13 protein-coding genes and 2 pseudogenes are annotated in these 19350 nt (G+C 33.3%); 12 read left to right on the forward strand and 3 right to left on the reverse strand.

Features of this window, described 5'->3' with window-relative positions; translation table 11 throughout:
* Positions 1–174: 174 nt before the first annotated feature.
* Both BUR17_RS16235 and lptB read right to left on the reverse strand, forming a co-directional pair.
* Positions 175–1898 (reverse strand): annotated as a pseudogene (locus tag BUR17_RS16235) (ABC transporter ATP-binding protein).
* Between the two features lie 680 nt (positions 1899–2578).
* Positions 2579–3304: pseudogene (gene lptB, locus BUR17_RS16240) on the reverse strand (LPS export ABC transporter ATP-binding protein); the annotation flags it as partial.
* Positions 3305–3696: 392 nt separating this feature from the next.
* Between lptB and BUR17_RS16245 the strand changes: the two are divergent.
* The 6 genes from BUR17_RS16245 (at position 3697) to BUR17_RS16270 (ending at position 12580) form a co-directional block, all read left to right on the forward strand.
* Positions 3697–4605, forward strand: coding sequence for an AEC family transporter (locus tag BUR17_RS16245; RefSeq protein ID WP_074231649.1), 909 nt, complete (start codon positions 3697–3699; stop codon positions 4603–4605).
* A gap of 218 nt (positions 4606–4823) precedes the next feature.
* The gene (priA, locus tag BUR17_RS16250) at positions 4824–7271 is read left to right on the forward strand and encodes a replication restart helicase PriA (protein ID WP_074231650.1); all 2448 of its coding nucleotides are present in this window, start codon (positions 4824–4826) and stop codon (positions 7269–7271) included.
* Positions 7272–7430: 159 nt separating this feature from the next.
* The gene (gene dacB / locus BUR17_RS16255) at positions 7431–8897 is read left to right on the forward strand and encodes a D-alanyl-D-alanine carboxypeptidase/D-alanyl-D-alanine endopeptidase (RefSeq protein WP_074231651.1); all 1467 of its coding nucleotides are present in this window, start codon (positions 7431–7433) and stop codon (positions 8895–8897) included.
* An 80-nt stretch (positions 8898–8977) separates the two neighbouring features.
* On the forward strand, positions 8978–10900 hold the full coding sequence (locus tag BUR17_RS16260) for a M1 family aminopeptidase (protein WP_074231652.1): 1923 nt from the start codon (positions 8978–8980) through the stop codon (positions 10898–10900).
* Positions 10901–10961: 61 nt separating this feature from the next.
* Entirely contained in the window at positions 10962–11369 is a 408-nt protein-coding gene (locus BUR17_RS16265) for a hypothetical protein (RefSeq protein WP_074231653.1), read from the forward strand.
* Between the two features lie 299 nt (positions 11370–11668).
* Complete coding sequence (locus BUR17_RS16270; protein ID WP_074231654.1) at positions 11669–12580, forward strand: T9SS type A sorting domain-containing protein; 912 nt, start codon at positions 11669–11671, stop codon at positions 12578–12580.
* A gap of 137 nt (positions 12581–12717) precedes the next feature.
* Here BUR17_RS16270 and BUR17_RS16275 read toward each other — a convergent pair whose 3' ends face one another.
* Entirely contained in the window at positions 12718–13584 is an 867-nt protein-coding gene (locus BUR17_RS16275) for a cupin-like domain-containing protein (protein ID WP_074231655.1), read from the reverse strand.
* 166 nt (positions 13585–13750) lie between these two features.
* On the opposite strand from BUR17_RS16275, the gene kbl reads away from it, so the two are divergent.
* From kbl to gldG, 6 genes are all read left to right on the forward strand, one after another.
* Positions 13751–14947, forward strand: a complete 1197-nt coding sequence (gene kbl / locus BUR17_RS16280) for a glycine C-acetyltransferase (protein ID WP_074231656.1) — start codon at positions 13751–13753, stop codon at positions 14945–14947.
* 68 nt (positions 14948–15015) lie between these two features.
* Entirely contained in the window at positions 15016–15456 is a 441-nt protein-coding gene (locus BUR17_RS16285; protein ID WP_084550703.1) for a toxin-antitoxin system YwqK family antitoxin, read from the forward strand.
* Positions 15457–15539: 83 nt separating this feature from the next.
* On the forward strand, positions 15540–16190 hold the full coding sequence (locus tag BUR17_RS16290; RefSeq protein ID WP_074231657.1) for a hypothetical protein: 651 nt from the start codon (positions 15540–15542) through the stop codon (positions 16188–16190).
* 92 nt (positions 16191–16282) lie between these two features.
* Positions 16283–16837, forward strand: coding sequence for a CopD family protein (locus BUR17_RS16295; RefSeq protein ID WP_074231658.1), 555 nt, complete (start codon positions 16283–16285; stop codon positions 16835–16837).
* A 109-nt stretch (positions 16838–16946) separates the two neighbouring features.
* Positions 16947–17675 carry an ABC transporter permease gene (locus BUR17_RS16300; protein ID WP_074231659.1) on the forward strand — a complete coding sequence of 243 codons (729 nt, stop codon included), beginning with the start codon at positions 16947–16949 and terminating at the stop codon, positions 17673–17675.
* Positions 17676–17679: 4 nt separating this feature from the next.
* Entirely contained in the window at positions 17680–19347 is a 1668-nt protein-coding gene (gene gldG, locus BUR17_RS16305) for a gliding motility-associated ABC transporter substrate-binding protein GldG (RefSeq protein WP_074231660.1), read from the forward strand.
* Positions 19348–19350 lie beyond the last annotated feature (3 nt).

The following is a 19350-nucleotide window of genomic DNA, read 5'->3' on the forward strand; positions in this document are numbered from 1 at the left end:
TAATCAGAGTTAATTTTTAAATCTAATTAAACTTTTATGATGTTGCTAGAATATTAAAATGTAAATTTTTAACAGTCTCTTTGTCATTTTGAAAGAATCTCATCATCGTTATTAAAAACATTTTAGATTCTTCGGAATGAAAAAGGAATCGCTAAATTTTATTAGAATATAACATTAATTCTTAAACGTATTCACCAATTTATCCAAATTCAAACTTCTTGCAGAAGCATCAAAAATTTCTCTGTAAGTTCCGTTCATCTGCACCAATTCATCGTGAGTTCCGCTTTCTACAACATGTCCTTTTTTCATCGCATAAATTTTATCTGAATCTAAAATCTGTGAAAGAGAGTGAGAAATAATCACGACAGTTCTTCCTGCCTTAATTGCATCTAAAGAGTTTTTAATTTGTTCGGTGGCAATTGCATCCAAACTCGCAGTCGGTTCGTCAAGAAAAATAATCGGCGGATTTTTCAAAAATAATCTGGCAATCGCAATTCTCTGTTGTTGTCCACCTGAAAGTTGAGTCGCATCATGTTGATATTTTTCAGGAAGATCTAAAATCTGTTCGTGGAGATAAGCTTTTTTAGCCGCTTCTTCAATTTCTTCAAAACTCGCATTCATGTTTCCATAGCGAATATTGTCTTCAATACTTCCTTGAAAGATGTGGTTTTTCTGTAAAACCAATCCCAAATCATCTCTTAAAAAAGTATTGTTATAATTGGATAAATCAACATTATCTAAAATAATTTCACCAGAATCGGGAAGATAAAACTTGCAGAGTAGATTGATAATAGTTGATTTTCCGGCGCCGCTTAATCCAACTAAAGCCGTAGTTTTTCCGTTTTCAATCATCATCGAAACGTCATTCAGTGCTTTAGTTCCGTTTGGATAGGTGAAATTGACGTTTCTTAATTCAAAATTACCTTTGATTTTATTTTCCACAAAAGTTCCGTTCGGTTCAATTTCATCTTCAGCATTTAAAATATCAAAATAACCTTCGGCATAGATCATCGCATCATTCATATCGTCATAAATCCTGTGAAGCTGCCTGATTGGAGAAGAAACATTGTTGAAAAGCATGATGTGAAGCATAATAGCACCAATCGTCATTTGCTGATCTAAAACCAAATAAACGGTAAGAAGAATAATTAAAACAACCCCAAACTGCTCGATAAAAGTTTTTAAACCATCGTAAATAAAGTTGGTTTTTCTAGTGAACATTTGGCTGTCCATCAATTGCATCTGAAGATCGTACTGTTTTTTGCCTTCAAATTTTTCGCGGACAAAACTTTTAATTACCATGATGGAATTGATTAAATTTAAAAGTCCTGAAGTTTTCTGTTCACGCTGATTTCTTAAAGTTCGTCTTACTCCGCCCAATTTTTTCGCCTGTAACGAACTGATATAAAAATAAATAGGAACAATAATCGTAGAAACTATTCCGACATAAACGTTTTGCAAATACATAATAATCAAAGCAATAAATGCATTTGAAAATAGCGGAAGCATATCGATAAAGAAGTTTTGAACGAGTCTTGTAAGGCTTTCAATTCCTCGGTCGATTCTTATTTGAAGTTTTCCGGATTCATGATTTTCATCATTAAAATAAGCAACTCTATACGTGAGAATTTTGTCGATTGCGGACTGAGCTAAAACCGAACTTACATTAATCCTGATTTTTTCACCATAAAATTTCTGCCCAAAATTGATGAAAATATTCAGTAATTCCTTGCCCAATAAAATAATCGAAATAATAATCAGAATATGAATTCCCTCGCTCATCGGATGTGGAAGACGCGTCAGTTTTGTCACTTCATCCACCGTATATTTTAAAACTAAGGATTCACCTGGGCTGCCAAAGCGCCGAGAAATGTAAGAAACAAAGTTCCGTAAATCATCGGTCGGTAAGGCTTTATGAATGGAATTAACTGTTTGTAAATTCCAAATAAAGTCACTGTTCTATTAAAAGGTTTTGCCATGATTTGGTTTAAAAGAAAAACGCACCGTTTCTGAGAGAAAAGGTATGTTTTATTATTTTTTAGCGCAAATATTTAATTCAAATTAAACTGTGAAATATTTTAAACATTAAGATAGTTAAGCTTTTAAGAACAAATATGTTTAAAATTTTTAAGAACTAGCGAGGTGAATTATTAAGCATTATGTTAAATCAATTTATAGATTCTTAATATTCTTAACAACTTAAATGTTCTTAATGTTCAAAATTTTAATTACAATTTTAAACCTATCCCTCAAAAACATAAGTCGTCAAGTAATGCAATTCAGATCTACTTGCTGCTTTAGAATCTGCTTCTGCCTGTTCCAAAGAATAATTTGAATTAATTTCTTTTTTCTGAAATACAAAAGAGTTGTTGGCGTTTTTGTCAACTACATCACTGAAAATATGTTCAATTTCTGAATTTCCTAAAGATGCAAAACTGATGTCTTCAAAACCATACATCAATCGGAGATCATCAAACTGAGCAAAATTTTCGTTGACGAAAGACTGCATTTGAGATTTAGAATCAAAATTTCCTGCCCAAATATTGTAAGCGTAACTTTTCTTACTTGGTTTATCGAAAATACTTTGGTAAACGAAGTTTTCTCCTAAATAAGCTTCTCTTACTTGCGGATCGTTTGCCAAATCTTCAGGAAGACCTTCTTTCAAGATCTTTCCTTCAAACATAATATAAGTTTTGTTGGTAATCGCCAAAGTCTGCTGTACGTTGTGATCAGTAATTAAGATTCCGATGTTTTTGTCGGTCAAACTTCTTACAATTTTCTGAATATCTTCCACGGCAATCGGGTCAACTCCCGCAAAAGGCTCATCCAAAAGAATGAAACTAGGGTCTGTTGCCAAACATCTTGCAATCTCAGTTCTACGTCTTTCCCCTCCGGAAAGAAGATCTCCTCTGTTTTTACGAACGTGTTGAAGAGAAAATTCCTCAATCAGTTCGTCGCATTTTATTTGCTGTTCTCTTTTTGAAAGTTTAGTCAACTGTAAAACACCAAGGATATTATCTTCTACAGAAAGTTTTCTGAAAACCGAAGCTTCCTGAGCAAGATAACCGATACCTTTTTGGGCACGGCGATACATCGCATCGGTCGTGATTTCCTGTTTGTCGAGGAAAATTCTTCCTGAAGTAGGCTTTACCAAACCTACGATCATATAAAATGAAGTGGTTTTCCCGGCTCCGTTCGGACCCAATAAACCTACAATTTCTCCCTGCTGAACCTGTACAGAAACGCCTTTTACAACTTTTTTGGGACCGTATTCTTTGATTAAGTTTTCTCCTCGTAAAATCATAGTCGCAAAGATAAAGTTTTTTTGAATTAGAAATTTATATTATGAATATCCGAGTTTCAATTTTAGCAGAGTTTAACAGGTTTAATTTGATGATATTTAAAAATGGATAAGAAGTTGAACGATTATTTTTAAAATTTGTTTTTCGAATATAAGTGAAACGGCTTTGTTTATCTTAAATTCTATAGATTATTGGAAAAGCCTTGTATTTCTTTGCATTTAATAATCGCAATGATAAACAAAGTTTTCAAAGAATTGTTTTTTAGAAAGATAGACAATGGCATTTCATTTAAGAAAGAAAAACAAGTATTAAGATGGAAGGCAGAGGAAATGAATGGTTATGATAACCTTAAATTAAAAATCTAACGTAAATTTGTAAAAGTTTTAAAAGAAGTATGGTAAATTTTGTTTTGATCGCGGTCTGTATTTTGGCAGGAATGATTTTCAAAGAAACAAAATCCATTCATCCCGATGCGCACAAAGGCATCAACACCTGGATTCTTTATTTAGCACTTCCTGCAGTTTCTTTTAAATATTTACCAAAGGTTCAGTGGTCTGCAGAAATGCTTTTTCCCATACTTTCAACATTTGTGATCGCAATCGGATGTTTCTTTTTTATGATGTTTTACAGCAGACAAAAAGGATATTCCAGAAGATCAAGAAGTACATTGGAATTGGCAAGTGGTTACAGCAACACTTCATTTATTGGATTTCCTTTAATTTCTGCTTTTTATGGCGAAAGTCTTTTAAGTATTGCGATAATCTGTGACCAGACGATGTTTTTTGCACTTTCTACATTGGGAATTATCGCTGCGGTGAAAGGCGGAAGCAAATCCGGAAAAGTGAGCGCGATTTTTATTTTAAAAAGACTAATTACTTTTCCTCCGTTAATTGGCTGTATTGCGGCATTGGTTTTGTCGCAGTTCATCGATTTTACTTTTGCTGAACCTCTTTTTGATAAACTGGCCGCAACGGTAAGTCCGTTGGTTTTGTTTTCTGTCGGATTACAGCTGAAATTCAATGGTTGGAAGAAATTGTTGCCACAGATTTCGGCTTCCATGTTTTACAAATTAATTTTAGCTCCGATAATGATTTTAGGTTTAGCTTTATTACTCGGAATTAAAGGTGATATTGCGAAAATTTCTGTCTTTGAAGCCGCAATGCCGACGGTAGTTACGGCAAGTATTATTGCCGAACAATTCAGATTAAATACAAAACTGACGAATTTGATTATCGGATTCAGCATTCTTGTTGGGTTTATTACTTCAGCGATTTGGTATCAGATCATTGAAATGATTTTCTAAGTCATTGCGAAGAATGTGAAGCAATCTTAAATTATTTTTTTAAACTCACGCAGATTTTGTTGATAACGCAGATTTTTATTTTTGAATCTGGTCAATCTGCGAGATATATTACTTTAACTAAATTAATGTAATCAAAATTGTATATTTCTGAAAGATTTAAAGAAAACAAAATTGCAGTTCTCTGAATAAAAAATTAATTTTACACTTTAATTATTCCCTTGCAATACGCTCAAATTATTTTACCGCTCAATCTGAAAGGAACTTTTACTTACAAAGTTCCGGAAGAAATACAATCGACAATTCAACCTGGAATGAGAGTTCTGGTTCCTTTTGGTGGAAAAAAAATCTACACGGGAATTGTTTTTGAATTGCACGATGAAGAGCCTACTCAGTTTGTGGCAAAAGAAGTCATCAGTATTTTAGATGAACAGCCGATTTTGCCTTCAGAACAAATTAAGTTTTGGAAATGGCTTTCAGATTATTATCTCTGCAATTTGGGCGAAATTTACAGGTTTGCTTTTCCGTCTTCTTTAAAATTAGAAAGTGAAACCTATCTTAAATTAAAACCCAATATTACCGTTGAGTTTGAAAATTTAGATGTCAACGAAATGTACCTTATTCAGGCATTAGAAGTTCGACAGCTGATTAATTTAACGGATATTGAAGCATTTATTCCAAAAAAAGATATCATTAAAACCATCAATTCGTTGATCGATTTACAGTATATTGAAATCGACGAAAAGATTGCTGAAAAATACAAAGCAAAAGAAGTTGCTTATGTAAAAATTAATGATGAGGTTTTAAAAAATAACAATCTTACAGAGATTCTTTTAAGCTTAAAAAGAGCTCAAAAACAGAAAGATCTTTTCCTGCATATTTTAGAAAAACAGACAGAAAATCCTGATTTACATATCAAAAAATCAGAGTTGTTTGAAGATGGTTATTTTTCTAGTTCGCATTTTAAATCTTTGGCAGATAAAAATCTTGTCGAAGAATATTACATGCAAAAAGACCGAATTGAAAGCTATGAAGGTGAAATTGAAGAAGTCGAAGAACTTACGGAAGTACAAAAAGCTGCAAAAAATGAAGTAGACGAAGCCTTTGAAGAAGGCAGAAATGTGTTGCTTCATGGCGTAACTTCATCAGGAAAAACGCATATTTATTTAGAGAAAATTGAAGAATGTATTTCGGAAGGAAAAAATGTTTTGTTTTTACTTCCTGAAATTTCTTTAACGAAGCAAATTACTCAAAGATTAGAAAAAAAATACGGCAGACAACTTGGTTTTTATCATCAGAAACTTACTGATTTTGAAAAGGTTGAAATTTGGAGAAGAATAAAAAACAACAACATCAAAATCCTTATTGCAACGAGAAATGCTCTGTTTTTACCTTATCAGAATTTAGGATTGATTGTGGTGGATGAAGAGCATGATTCGGGGTATAAACCGAGAGAAGTTTCTCCGTTTTTCAATGCAAAAGATTCAGCTTTGGTTTTGGCGAATTTTTATGGAGCTAATGTGATTTTAGGTTCGGCAACGCCTTCTGTTGAAAGCTATTATTTAGCCCGAAAAGAGAAGGTGAAATATATTTTCCTGAATGAAAGATTCGGGAATGTAAAGCTTCCGGAGTTTGAATTGATTAATTTTAAAGAAGCTCAGGATTCTAAAAAAGTTTCCGGAAATTTTTCTTTAAAACTGATTGATGAAATTAAAAAGACTTTAGAAGAAAAAAATCAGACGATGATTCTTCATAACCGTCGTGGTTATGCCAGTGTTTTGGAGTGTGAATCTTGCGGTTATGTGAATTACTGCTCAAATTGTGATGTTGTGATGACGTATCACAAAGCTGCTCACGAAATGAAATGTCATTATTGTGGGCAGAGAGCTTCTAAACCCAAAACTTGTCCGAAATGCTATTCTGAAAACCTTAATGAAAAAGGAGTAGGGGTAGAGCAGATTCATGAAGAAATTTCTAAAATTTTTCCTGATAATGAAGTCGACAGAATGGATGTTGATTCGATGCGTAAGAAATTTGCCTACGAAAAATTATACGAAAAAATTGAAGACAGAGAAACTGATATTGTTGTTGGAACGCAGATGATTTCTAAAGGTCTGGATTTTGATCATATCGAATTGGTAGCAATTCCAAAGGCAGATTCTATGTTGTATGTACAGGATTTTAGAGCTGAAGAAAGAGCCTATCAATTAATTACGCAGGTTTCCGGAAGAGCGGGAAGAGTTTCAGGTAAAGGCCGAGTTTTAATTCAGACTTTTAATCCGGATCATTCTGTTTTTCAGCTGATTAAAATGAATAATATTTCTAAGATCTATAAATATTTCCTTACCGAACGTCAAAAATTTAATTATCCGCCTTTCACAAAGCTAATTATGATTGAGCTTAAACATCGAAGAGACGAAAAAGTGGATCGTGCTTCACAGTTTTTAGGTTCGGTGTTAAGAAAATATCTTCCTGAAGACTGTATTTTAGGCCCTGAAAGAGCGCAGATTGCAAGACTTAATAATTTGTATCAGTTTCAGGTTTTGCTTAAACTTCCACGTGGTAAAAACTATGAGAAATTCAAAAGTTTAGTGTTGTTAAGTTTAAAAGAATTTGATGAAATCACTGCTTATCAAAGCATTAAAAAAGATGTTTTTGTGGATTTTTAACAAACTTTAACATATTTTATAGCCTTTTATAATAGTCCACTGAACTACCATACCATAATAATTTCTACATTTGAACGTTGACTATATGTTTGGAATATGATAAATGATTTAACTAATCGTTTTTTATTCAATCCAAAATATATACAAAAGAAAAATTAGATGGTAAATTTCAGAAAATATATTTCAGGTGTTACGGTCTTGGCTGCTGGTTTTTTATTTGCACAATCGACCGTTTCTACAGTTCTTTACTCTCAAAATTACGACAATAAAGCAAACTTAAATCTTCCATCGCCTGCTGCGTATGTGGAAAAAGCTATTTTGTCGCCAAAAGAACTTGTAGACATCAGTGTAAACACAATGATGACTGATCCCGTGCTGAAAAACGCAACTTGGGGATTTGTAGTCTACGACCCGAAAACGAAGAAAATAATTTCTTCGTACAACGAAAATACTCCTCTTGTTCCCGCTTCTACAACGAAGCTGTTGACTACCGAAACTGCAATGAGCATGTTGGGTGAAAACTACCGTTGGATGACGCAGCTGGAATATTCGGGAGAAATCGATGAAAATGGAACTTTAAACGGTAATCTTTACATTGTAGGAAGCGGTGATCCATCTTTGGGAACCAATAAAGCGGGAGCTTGGTCTTACAAAGATATTGTTTCAGATTTTGCAGGCGGAATGACTCGTGAAGGTATTAAAAAAGTAAATGGTGATATTATTATTCAGACAGCGCTTTTCAAAGGTAACATTTCGGCACTTCCGGAAAATGTTGTTTGGCTAGAAAATAATAACTACTATCTTCCTGTAGGTACTACCAAAGAGATTAATCCTGCAAATGAGAGACTTATTGTAAAAAAATCAATGAATCCTGCGGCAGACAAGAAGTTTTTCTATGTTTCGCCTTATGTAAATAAAATGGTGTATGCTGAAAAGTATGACGGAAACGGAACTTTAACTACAAAATTACCAGATGCTCCGGCTTTCCTTGCCAATTCATTCAGAGCAAGTCTGGTAAAAAGCGGAGTAGCGGTTACCGGGAAAGTAATTCCTAAAATGACAGATGCATCTCCGGAAATTAGAAAGATGATTTCAGCTTATAAATCTCCTACTTTGGGTGATATTATTTATTATACCAATCAGAGAAGCGATAACTCTTTAGCAGAAGCTTTATTAAAAACAGTTGGTTTCCAAAAAATGGGAGATCAGACTTCAGAATCTGGTAGAATTGTGGTTAATAATCATTTAAAAGATATTGAATTCGATTTGGAAGGTTTAAATTATATGGATGGAAGCGGTTTGTCGAGAAGCAATCATGTAACTCCAATTTCTCAGGTGAAGTTTTTGACTTCTTTGATGGACGAAAAATTTTATAAAACTTATTTTAATTCTTTGCCAATCGGCGGACAATCGGGAACACTTAAAGGAATGTTTGTTGGTGAAGGAAACGGGCAGGTTTTTGCAAAAACCGGAACCTTAAATAAAGTGAAAACTTTAGCAGGATATTTAAAAACCAACTCAGGAAGAACGCTGGTTTTCTCGTTGATGGTGAATAATTATGCAGGCTCGGTAGGTCAGGTGAAAAGCAAAATGGAAACGATTCTTAAACCGGCTTTAGATCTTTAAAAAAATATTAATTTCATATATAAACCTTTTAATCTTTGATTAAAAGGTTTTTTTTATCTTTAATCCCTAATTATCTGACAATGAGAAAATTTTATATTTTATGCATAAGCATTTTTGCTCTTCATACTTTATCGGCTCAAAACCAAAATGAGAATGTAGAAAAAAAAGGCTTATTAAATAAAGAAATGAAGTCTTACGCGGCTAAAATGGCTGCAGGAAATACTAATCCCAATACTTTAAACTACGATCTGCAGTATCAAAGGATGGATGTTACTATTGATCCTGGTGTTTACAATATTTCTGGATCGGTAACTTCTCATTTCAAACCAACTCAGGCGTTGAATAATATTTATTTTGATCTTAATCATAATCTTACGGTTTCTCAGGTAAATTACCATGGTCAGAACCTTACTTTTCAGCAGCTTCCTACTAAAGAACTGAAAATAAATTTTACAGCTTCTTTGGCGGCCAATGTTTTAGACTCTCTTACGATTCAATATAACGGGGCTCCAGATCCTGCTGGTAATTCTTTTTTTAATGGTTCTCAAGGAGGAACTGCAATTCTTTCAACCTTAAATGAACCTTATGGTGCACAAGATTGGTTTCCCACAAAACAAAGTTTAAATGATAAAATCGAAAGGTTTGATATTAAAATAACAACTCCGGCTCAATATAATGTAGCTGCGAATGGAAAGTTGATGTCTGAAACGACTTTAGGAAACGGTCAAAAACGTACTTTCTGGAGAACACAATATCCTACTGCGGCTTATCTTATTGCACTTTCGATTACGAATTTTGTAAAACTAAATGATATGATTGGAAATCCACCTTTTCCTTTTGTAAATTATATTTATCCGTCAACCAATACCAATACAACAAGCATGGCGAATATTGAGTGGACGAAAACAGTAATGAATACTTTTGAAAATTATTTCGGACCTTATCCTTTCCGTAATGAAAAGTATGGTCATATGGAATTTGAAGCTGGAGGTGGTATGGAACATCAAACCATGTCTTCGATGGGAGGTTGGAGTAAACAATTAATTGCTCATGAGTTGGCGCATCAATGGTTTGGCGATAAGGTAACTTGCGGAGCGTGGAATGATATTTGGCTGAATGAAGGTTTTGCCACTTTTGGAGAACATGTTGCCTATGAAAAACTGATTATGAGTAATGCTGAATTTCTCAATTATCTTCTAGGCGAAAAAAATTACATTACAAGTGCCGCTGGTGGAAGTGTGTATGTTGCAGACAGTAGTTTAGGAAATATCAATTCTATTTTCAGCGGTAGATTATCCTATTCGAAAGGAGGTTATGTGGTAAGAATGATGAAATGGGTTTTAGGAGATACAGCGTTTTATCAGGCATTGAAAGAGTATCACGCAAGACCCAATCTGGCTTATAGTTATGCAAGAACAGCCGATCTGAACACGTCTTTATTGACTTCAACTGGAAAAGATTTTACAGAATTTTTTAATGACTGGATTTACGGACAAGGATATCCCACTTATGACATCAGATGGAAGCAAGTTGGAAATCAGGTAACCTTTAAAGCATCACAAACTCAAAGTCATTCATCGGTTAGTTTTTTTGAAATGCCTTTGCCGATAAAAGTCACAGGAACTGGCGGTCAGACTGCATTTTTTGCTTTAAATAACACTTCAAATAATCAGTACTTTACAGAAGCAGTAACTTTCCCGATTGCAAGTGTACAGTTTAATTATGAATATCAGATGTTGGAGAAAAACTCAACAGTTTCTCAGGATAATACTTTGAGCACGACAGATTTTAAAACTGATGAATTTAGCATTTATCCAAATCCTGTAAAAGACGAATTGTTTGTTTCAGGATTAAAAAAAGAAGCAGACTATGAAATTTTCACAGCAGATGGAAGATTGGTGAAAAAAGGAAAATCTGATAAGAAGATTCAGGTTTCTCTTCTGCAGAAAGGTGTTTACTTTATTAAAATATTAAATTCAAATTTAAAATTTGTAAAAGAATAAAAAAAACATTATTGTATTGATTTTCAATGTATATTTGAGTGTAAACAAAAAATGATACTTTATGAAAACAAATTTATTCTTTTTCAAAACTCTTTTACTCATGTTATTAATTTGGAATCTCACCTCATGTGATTCTAAAAAATCCGACAATCCTTTATTGGATTCAGCGTGGAGTGGTATTGCGAAAATTCCTCAGGAAGCAGAGATTGTTCTTAAATTCTCTAAAGACAAGATTGATGTATTACTCGGAAATAAAGTAATTGAAACCATGAATTACACTTTGAGTAACGGCGAAATTGATTTGGTGAAAAATTCCGGTGGGACACCTTGCGATGCAGGAACAAAAGGTAAGTATAAGTATGAAATTATAGGAGAAAATCTTGTGATGACGCTTATTTCTGATGAATGTAATGCTCGTATAAAATCTTTACAGGGAATCGTTTATAAAAAAACGGATATAAAAAAATAGCAGTAAAAATTATTTCTAATCTTAAAAGCTTTCATTTGTGAAAGCTTTTTTGTTGTTTATAAAAACATCCAATTCGTTAAATTGGGTGAAATTTTTTACATTTTTGTATCTCTTTATAGTGAAATTGATTTCGAAAAAATGTTTACTAGTCGTTGATAATACAATCGTCGTATTTTATAAATATTGAACATTAACTAAATGTAAAAAGAAATATTTAAATTATTCGAAATAAGGTATTACTTTTGCAATCTCTAAAACTGATAACCTGTTGACTCATTAATTGTTAAATATTTTCTGTTATGAAAAATATATTTACTTTAGTGATATACTTGTCGTTTGGAGCGTTTTGTTTGAATGCCCAAATACAAAAAATTTCTTTTGAAAATTCAGAAGGATATACTGTTGGAAATTTGGGTGGTCAACAAGGTTGGACTGTTTGGGGCGGTCTTCCCGTTGCCAATGCACAGGTTGTTAATTCAAATCCGACAGACGGGACCAGATCTTTTAATATGATTAGCAATGGATTAGTGCAGGATCCTTGCGGAATTGAAAAAAATATTACAAGTTTGGTAACCAGCAATGATGTTGAAATTTCTTTCGATTATAATTTTGCGGGACTTAATTCTTCATCTTACGAAATTGCAATTTATAATAACGCATTAATTTCAGATTATACCGCGGCTTTTCAGATTGATTATTTAACGGGAACGTTGAGCTTTAGAACTAATTCCGGATTAGTTGATGGTCCAGTTTTAGCGGCTAATCAGTGGCATAATTTAAAAATGATCATCAAACAGTCAGATAATACTTTGAAATATTTTGCAAACGGAACTCAGATTTATTCGGGAGCTTTAGGAGTTAACAAAAACGTACAGGCTATTGATTTTGTTTACGATGATTACGGAACGGGTTTCAGAGTTGATAATATTCAGATCAATAATCTTCCTGTACTTTCCACTGATGAGGTAGGGGAAAAAGAATCGATAAAAATTTATCCGAATCCGACTGCAGAAATACTAAATATTGAAACAGATAGCAAAATCAATTCGATTGCCATTTTCGATGCAAAAGGAAGTTTAATTAAAAACTTTCAGGAAACCGGAATTTCCAATGGAAAAAGAATTAATGTTTCGGATTTAATTTCAGGAATCTATATGGTGAAAGTAAAAACTTCAACATCAGAGTTTACCAAGAAATTTATTAAGAAATAGTTTTTTCGAGGCTGGAAGATAGATGTTGGAAGCTGGGTGTTACTGAATTAATAAAATTATTTTTTGTCATCAATTGTGGATTTTCCTGATTTTGTAAAAATGTAAAAACAAGGACAGTCAAAAACATCTAACTTCCATCATCCAGCTTTACTCATCGCTTTCTCAGCCCTTTTATTGGCAATTTTAACTTTATAGTTAAACCATTTTTCTTTAAAAACAGTTCTCATTGCATTGTCAAAATGTCTGATGATAACCAAATTCTTAAAACCTCTCCATTTTTCAAGTAAACTTGATGGTAACGCTCGAACGGAAACCGAATATCCTTCAGTTTCGTATTGAATATAATGCCACCAACCGGAAGGAATGTATAAAGTTTCTCCAGGTTTTATCACCGCTTCATAACCTTTAAGATGTTTCAAAGCAGGATATTTTTCGTAATCAGCTTCCTGAAGATTGACTAGGCTGTGAAAATTATAAGGAAGTTTGTACATCAAATCAGACTGTTCCCACGGAAATAGCCAGATTCTCTTTACACCCTGAAATTGGGTGATGAAAACATGAGACATATCAATGTCAATATGATTTCTTGTAATCGAACCTTTTCCACCAAAAAACATGAACGGAAGCCATTTTAAAACTTTTCCTTTCGTTATATCTCTGTAATGAAGATCATCTTTAAGCTCAGGTTTTATACTTAGAAGATTAAATAAAAACAGACGATATTCTGTGGTTTTTGTACTTATTAAATCTAAATATTCTGAAAAAGTAGTTTCTGCAACAGGTTTACTTGCCACTCTGTCGATAGATTCCAGTTCGCTGCCGTAAACATTTACTTTTGTTTCGCCTGCGATTTCTTTAAAATATTCATAATTCCATTTTTGATAAGCGGGACTGTTTTGTTCTATAAAATCCTTTAAAATAATAGGTTTACAAGCTTTCATATGGTTTAAAATAAATGCTTCTGAACTAATATTTTCTGCGCTTTTTACAGGTGTCAATTTCATTATAAATAATTTAGGAAGGTCAAATATAATAATTATCCTACAAAATTAGTAGACTAATTGATTTAAATTTTTAAATGATTAATGACCGAAAAAATCAATAAAGGTGCCGAAACGTATTTTGTTTAATGCCTTTTTATTAAATTAGCGCAACTTAAATTTAATTATAATGATCTCTGGAAAATATCTTGAAAATCTACAGAACGAGCTGAAAAACATCGAAAATGACGGTCTTTTTAAAAGAGAAAGAATCATCACTTCTCAGCAAAGTGCAGAAATAGAAGCGAACGGAAAGAAGCTTTTGAACTTTTGTGCCAACAATTATTTGGGATTATCAAACCATCCTGAAGTAATGAAAGCTTCACAGGATATGATTGGTTCTCACGGTTACGGAATGTCATCGGTACGTTTTATTTGCGGAACTCAGGATATTCACAAACAGTTGGAAGAAAAAATCGCAGAATTTTTAGGTCTTGAAGATACGATTCTTTATGCAGCTTGTTTTGATGCGAATGGTGGAGTTTTCGAACCTTTATTTACAGATGAAGACGCAATTATTTCTGATGAATTGAATCACGCTTCAATTATTGACGGAGTTCGTCTTTGTAAAGCGGCGAGATACCGTTACAAAAACAATAATATGGCAGATCTGGAAGCTCAGTTGATTGCTGCTTCCGAAAAAAATCATAGATTTAAAATCATCGTTACAGACGGAGTTTTCTCAATGGACGGAATTGTTGCAGATCTGAAAGGAGTTTGTGATCTTGCCGATAAATACGATGCTTTGGTAATGGTTGACGATTCTCACGCAACAGGTTTCATCGGAAAAACAGGTCGTGGAACGCATGAAGCTAACGAAGTAATGGGTAGAGTAGATATTATTACTTCTACTTTAGGAAAAGCTTTGGGTGGAGCTTTGGGCGGATTTACTTCCGGTAAAAAAGAAATCATCGATATGTTGAGACAGCGTTCTAGACCTTATTTATTCTCAAACTCTTTGGCTCCAGGAATTGTTGGTGCAGCTTTGAAAGTTTTAGAAATGATTTCTGATGATACTTCACTTCGTGATACCGTAATGGAGAACGCAGAATATTTCAGAACGGAAATGAAAGCAAAAGGTTTTGATATTCCTGATGGAGATGCAGCAATCGTTCCTGTAATGTTGTATGATGCTAAATTATCTCAACAAATGGCAGAAAAACTGATGGATGAAGGAATTTATGTAATTGGTTTCTTCTATCCGGTTGTTCCGAAAGAAAAAGCGAGAATCAGAGTACAGCTTTCTGCAGCTCACACGAGAGAACATTTGGATAAAGCAATTGCTGCTTTTGAAAAAGTAGGAAAAGAATTAGGAGTAATTTCTTAAAAAATAAATCATTCTACAATTGTAGAATAAAAACAGAATTTCTATATTTACGGAAATTCTGTTTTTTTATGCTTAAAAATATCTTACTAACCCTGCTGTCAATTTTTGTTTTCGCTTCTTGCCAAACTAAAACGAATCAATACATTAAGATTTCCGATAAAGCTCAGAAACGACACGGAAAATGGATAGAAAAATATCCTACCGAAGAAGGAACATTAATTACAGTTGGAAAATATAAGAAAGGTGAAAAAGTAGGAGTCTGGAAAACGACTTTAGAGAACCAGCTTTACCAAAAAGAAAAAATAGGAAGAAAAAAAATTAAAATGTTCGTTTATCATCGGAACGGAAATATTATGGAACGCGGACAAAGCAAACTTGATATTTCTGAAAACGAGCGTCACTGGTATTACTTTGGAGACTGGAAGTTTTACGATGAAAACGGAAAACTGAAATACATAAAAAAATACGCCGATGGTAAAAAAATAGACAGTATTTCTTTTAATAAATAATTATTGTTCATAAACATAAATTATTTTGTTGTCGAATATAGAATTGTTTTATTTTTAGCAAATTAATATTTCAAGAATCTTCGATGAAAAAAAATCTACTTCTGTTTTTTATTTTTGTTTTATCAATACAGCTTTCTGCGCAGTCTGAGGATTTTAAATCAATTATTACGGTCAGTACATTTTCGCCGTTTCGAGATCAACGATACAATGTTGGTTATATGCATAAATTGTCTGAAAGATGGTGGATCGGTGCCGAACTAGGGTATGGTTCTGAAGGAATTACACCTTTTAACCATAATGACTTCAAGGGGAAATTTAATATGTTTGAAATCCGGCCTGAAGTTTTTTATAGTTTAAACCCCGACTCCAGATTAAAACATTTGATTTCGGCAGAAGTTTTTTACTTAAATCATAAAGGAAATAATGTGAGTGGAAATTATTATAATGAAAATGACAATTACTATTCATTCAGTTCTGCAGATTACAAACGAACTAAAGCAGGATTAAATATCAATTACAGTATCATGCTTCACAAAGAATCGTCTTGGTTCGGATTTATGCCTAAAATTGGTTTCGGAATCAGACAAAGTGATATTTCTTACAGCAATGTGATGAATCGGGAAGAAAGATATGAGCCGACCGATGGATTGCCATTTCAATTTTTGCTGAATAAGGAAGGTTCTAAACTTGGTTTTAATTTTAATATTGATATCAAACTTATTTTTAAATTTTAAAATAATTCAATTAATCTTCTTTAATCATCATTTTCTCATATAAAATTCACTTTTTTTCTGAAATAAACTATCTTTGCACACAAATTTTTACGATGCTTTATACCATCATCAAGGCGTTACACATTATTTTTATGGTCAGTTATTTTGCGGGAATTTTTTATCTCGTGAGGATTTTCGTGTACTATAAAGATACCGATGCTTTTTCTGACGAAAAAAAGACAATTCTGAGAGAGCAATACACGTTTATGGCTCGAAGATTATGGAACATTATCACTGTTCCTGCAGGAGTTATCATGACCGTTTGTGGTTTGATTATGATCTTTTTGAATTCGGGATTAATGAAAATGCCATGGTTTCATTTAAAACTGACTTTCCTGATCGGATTGGCAATTTACCATTACTGGTGCTGGAAAAAAGTGAAAAAATTAGTCGAGCTCAACGGAAATACTTTAGAAACAGCCAATTTAAAATTAAGACAAGCGAACGAAATCGCCACATTTATTTTATTTTTGGTAGTTTTTACCGTTATTTTAAAATATCAGGTTATTGAATATTGGTGGCAATTAATCTTAGGATTTTTCGTTCTGGTATTTTTAATCATGATGACGGTGAAGCTGGTGAATAAGAAAGGGAAAAGTAAAAAGTAAAAAGAGCCAAGTAAAAATTAATAAAGTTAATAGTGAATGGTCGATTGTGAGTTAATGTAACGCCAATTATCTAAAACCTAATTCCTATAACCTAAAACCTAAATAAAACATGTTTGCAATTTTAAAAAAAGAACTTTGGAGTTATTTTGGCAACTGGAGCGCGTGGATCATCATTGCGGCATTCAGTCTGATAACGACTTTGTTTCTGTTTTTCTTCGAAAATGATTCTAATATTTTCGACATCGGAATGGCATCTTTACAGAGCTATTTCGTTTTGGTACCTTGGTTACTGATGTTTATTATTCCGGCGTTGTCGATGAAAACTTTTGCGGAAGAACAACAAACGGGAACTTTAAACTGGTTATTTTCTCAACCTTTGAAAGTTTCAGATTTGGTTTCAGGGAAATTTCTTTCTGTTTGGGTGGTCGGAATTTTATGTCTGATTCCTTCTGTCATTTATTTCTATACGGTTTACGTTTTGGGAGTTCCTGAAGGAAATATTGATATGGGAATGACTTTCGGAAGCTATTTCGGTTTAATTATTTTGATTGCTGCTTTTTCGGGAGTTGGAATCTTGGCTTCATCGCTTTCTCAAAACCAGATCATGGCTTACCTTTTGGGAGTTTTCATGTGTTTCATCATGTATTTCGGAATCGAACAATTGGCAAGTTATAAATTGTTGGGCGGAGCAGATTTTATTTTGCAGAATGTAGGTTTTTATCAACATTTCTTAGGCTTTACAAGAGGTCTTATTGATTTTAAAGATGTTGCCTATTTTATTTTTATCATTGGTCTTACCTTGACATTGTCTAATCATTTTATCAATAAAAAGAAGTAAAAACATGAAGAAGATCAACCTAAAATCTCCGTTTGCCATTTTATTGATTGGAACTTTTGCAGTCGCATTAATTCTTGCATTTTCAGGCATCAGATTAGATTTAACGAAAGAAAAAAGATATACACTTTCAGATAGTACATTAAAAGTTTTAGAATCGGTTAAAAAACCTTTAACGGTAGATGTTTACTTAGAAGGAGATTTCCCGGCAAGCTTTAAACAGCTTCAGAGCGAAACCAAGTTTATGCTTGAAGAGTTCAGAAAAATCAATCCAAAAATAGATTTTAAATTCATCGATCCCATTAAAACAAAAATGTCGCAGGACACTTTGATGGCAATGGGAATGCAGCCTTCAATACTTCCGGATATCAAAGACGGAAAAGTTTCGCAGATTACTCTATTTCCTTATGCTGTTGTAAAGTATAACCAAAGAGGAGTTTCTATTCCGTTAGTTGTACAGCAATCTAATATCAATGCGGAAGAGCAATTGAGAAAATCGATTGAAAATTTAGAATATAATTTAGTTTCAAACATCAAAGCAGTTGCTTCAGATAAAAGAAAAAAAATAGGAATTCTTGTGAATCAGGATGAGCTGAATCCTCGTGAATTTGAAGGATTTATGAATCTTGCCTTAGAAAGTTATGATGCAGGACCGATTGTTCCAAAAAATAATGTAGAAATTACTCAGGCAGACGTCCCTTTACTGAAACAAATGAGCGCTTTGGTGATTGCAAAGCCAAGAAAAGCTTTTACAGACGGTGAAAAAGTTATTCTGGATCAGTACATCATGAACGGCGGAAAAACACTTTGGATGATCGATGCGGTAAACGCTGAAATGGATACTTTAACGAGATCTAAAAAAGTAATGCCTTTCCCGGTTGATATCAATATGACTGATTTCTTTTTTAATTATGGTTTAAGAATCAATCCGGCTTTGGTAAAAGATGTAAAAAAGTATGCACTTTTAAAACTGGTTACCGGTGAAGTTGGAGGAAATGCACAATACACAAGTCTTCCGTGGCCATATTTTCCTTTGGGAATTGCAGAACACGATCATCCGATCACAAAAAATATCAATCCTGTAAAACTGGAATTTCCTACATCAATTGATACTTTGGGCGGAAGAAAATTTAAAACTCATGTTTTATTTGAATCGAGTGAAAGAACTTTATTAAAGCAGGTTCCGAATTATGTTGAGCTAAAAGAAATTTCCAGCGTAGACAGTCTCGGACAAATGGAAAAACCAAGCACACCGAAAATTTTTGCCGTTGCTCTGGAAGGAAAATTTAATTCTGCTTATGCTTCAAGAATTGAAAGAAAATCTTATCCTGGCTTTAAAGCAACAAGTCCGGAAAATAAAATGATCGTGATTGCAGATGGTGATGTCGGAAGAAATAAAATCATTAAAGGTCAAGCTTTACCTTTGGGAGTTGATATGCTGACTGACGAACAATTTGGTAACGAACAGTTCCTTAGAAATGCTTTAGATTATCTTCTAGACGACAGCAATCTGATGGAACTGAGAAATAGAAACATTGAAGAACGTCTTCTTGATCGTCACAGAATCGCTGATGAAAGAACAAATTGGCAATACCTGAATTTACTATTACCTTTAGCAATAATCGGACTTTTAGGAGGGTTATTCTTCTGGTTAAGAAAAAAGAAATTTGGATAGAAT

The organism is Chryseobacterium scophthalmum, from assembly GCF_900143185.1.
Lineage (GTDB): Bacteria > Bacteroidota > Bacteroidia > Flavobacteriales > Weeksellaceae > Chryseobacterium > Chryseobacterium scophthalmum.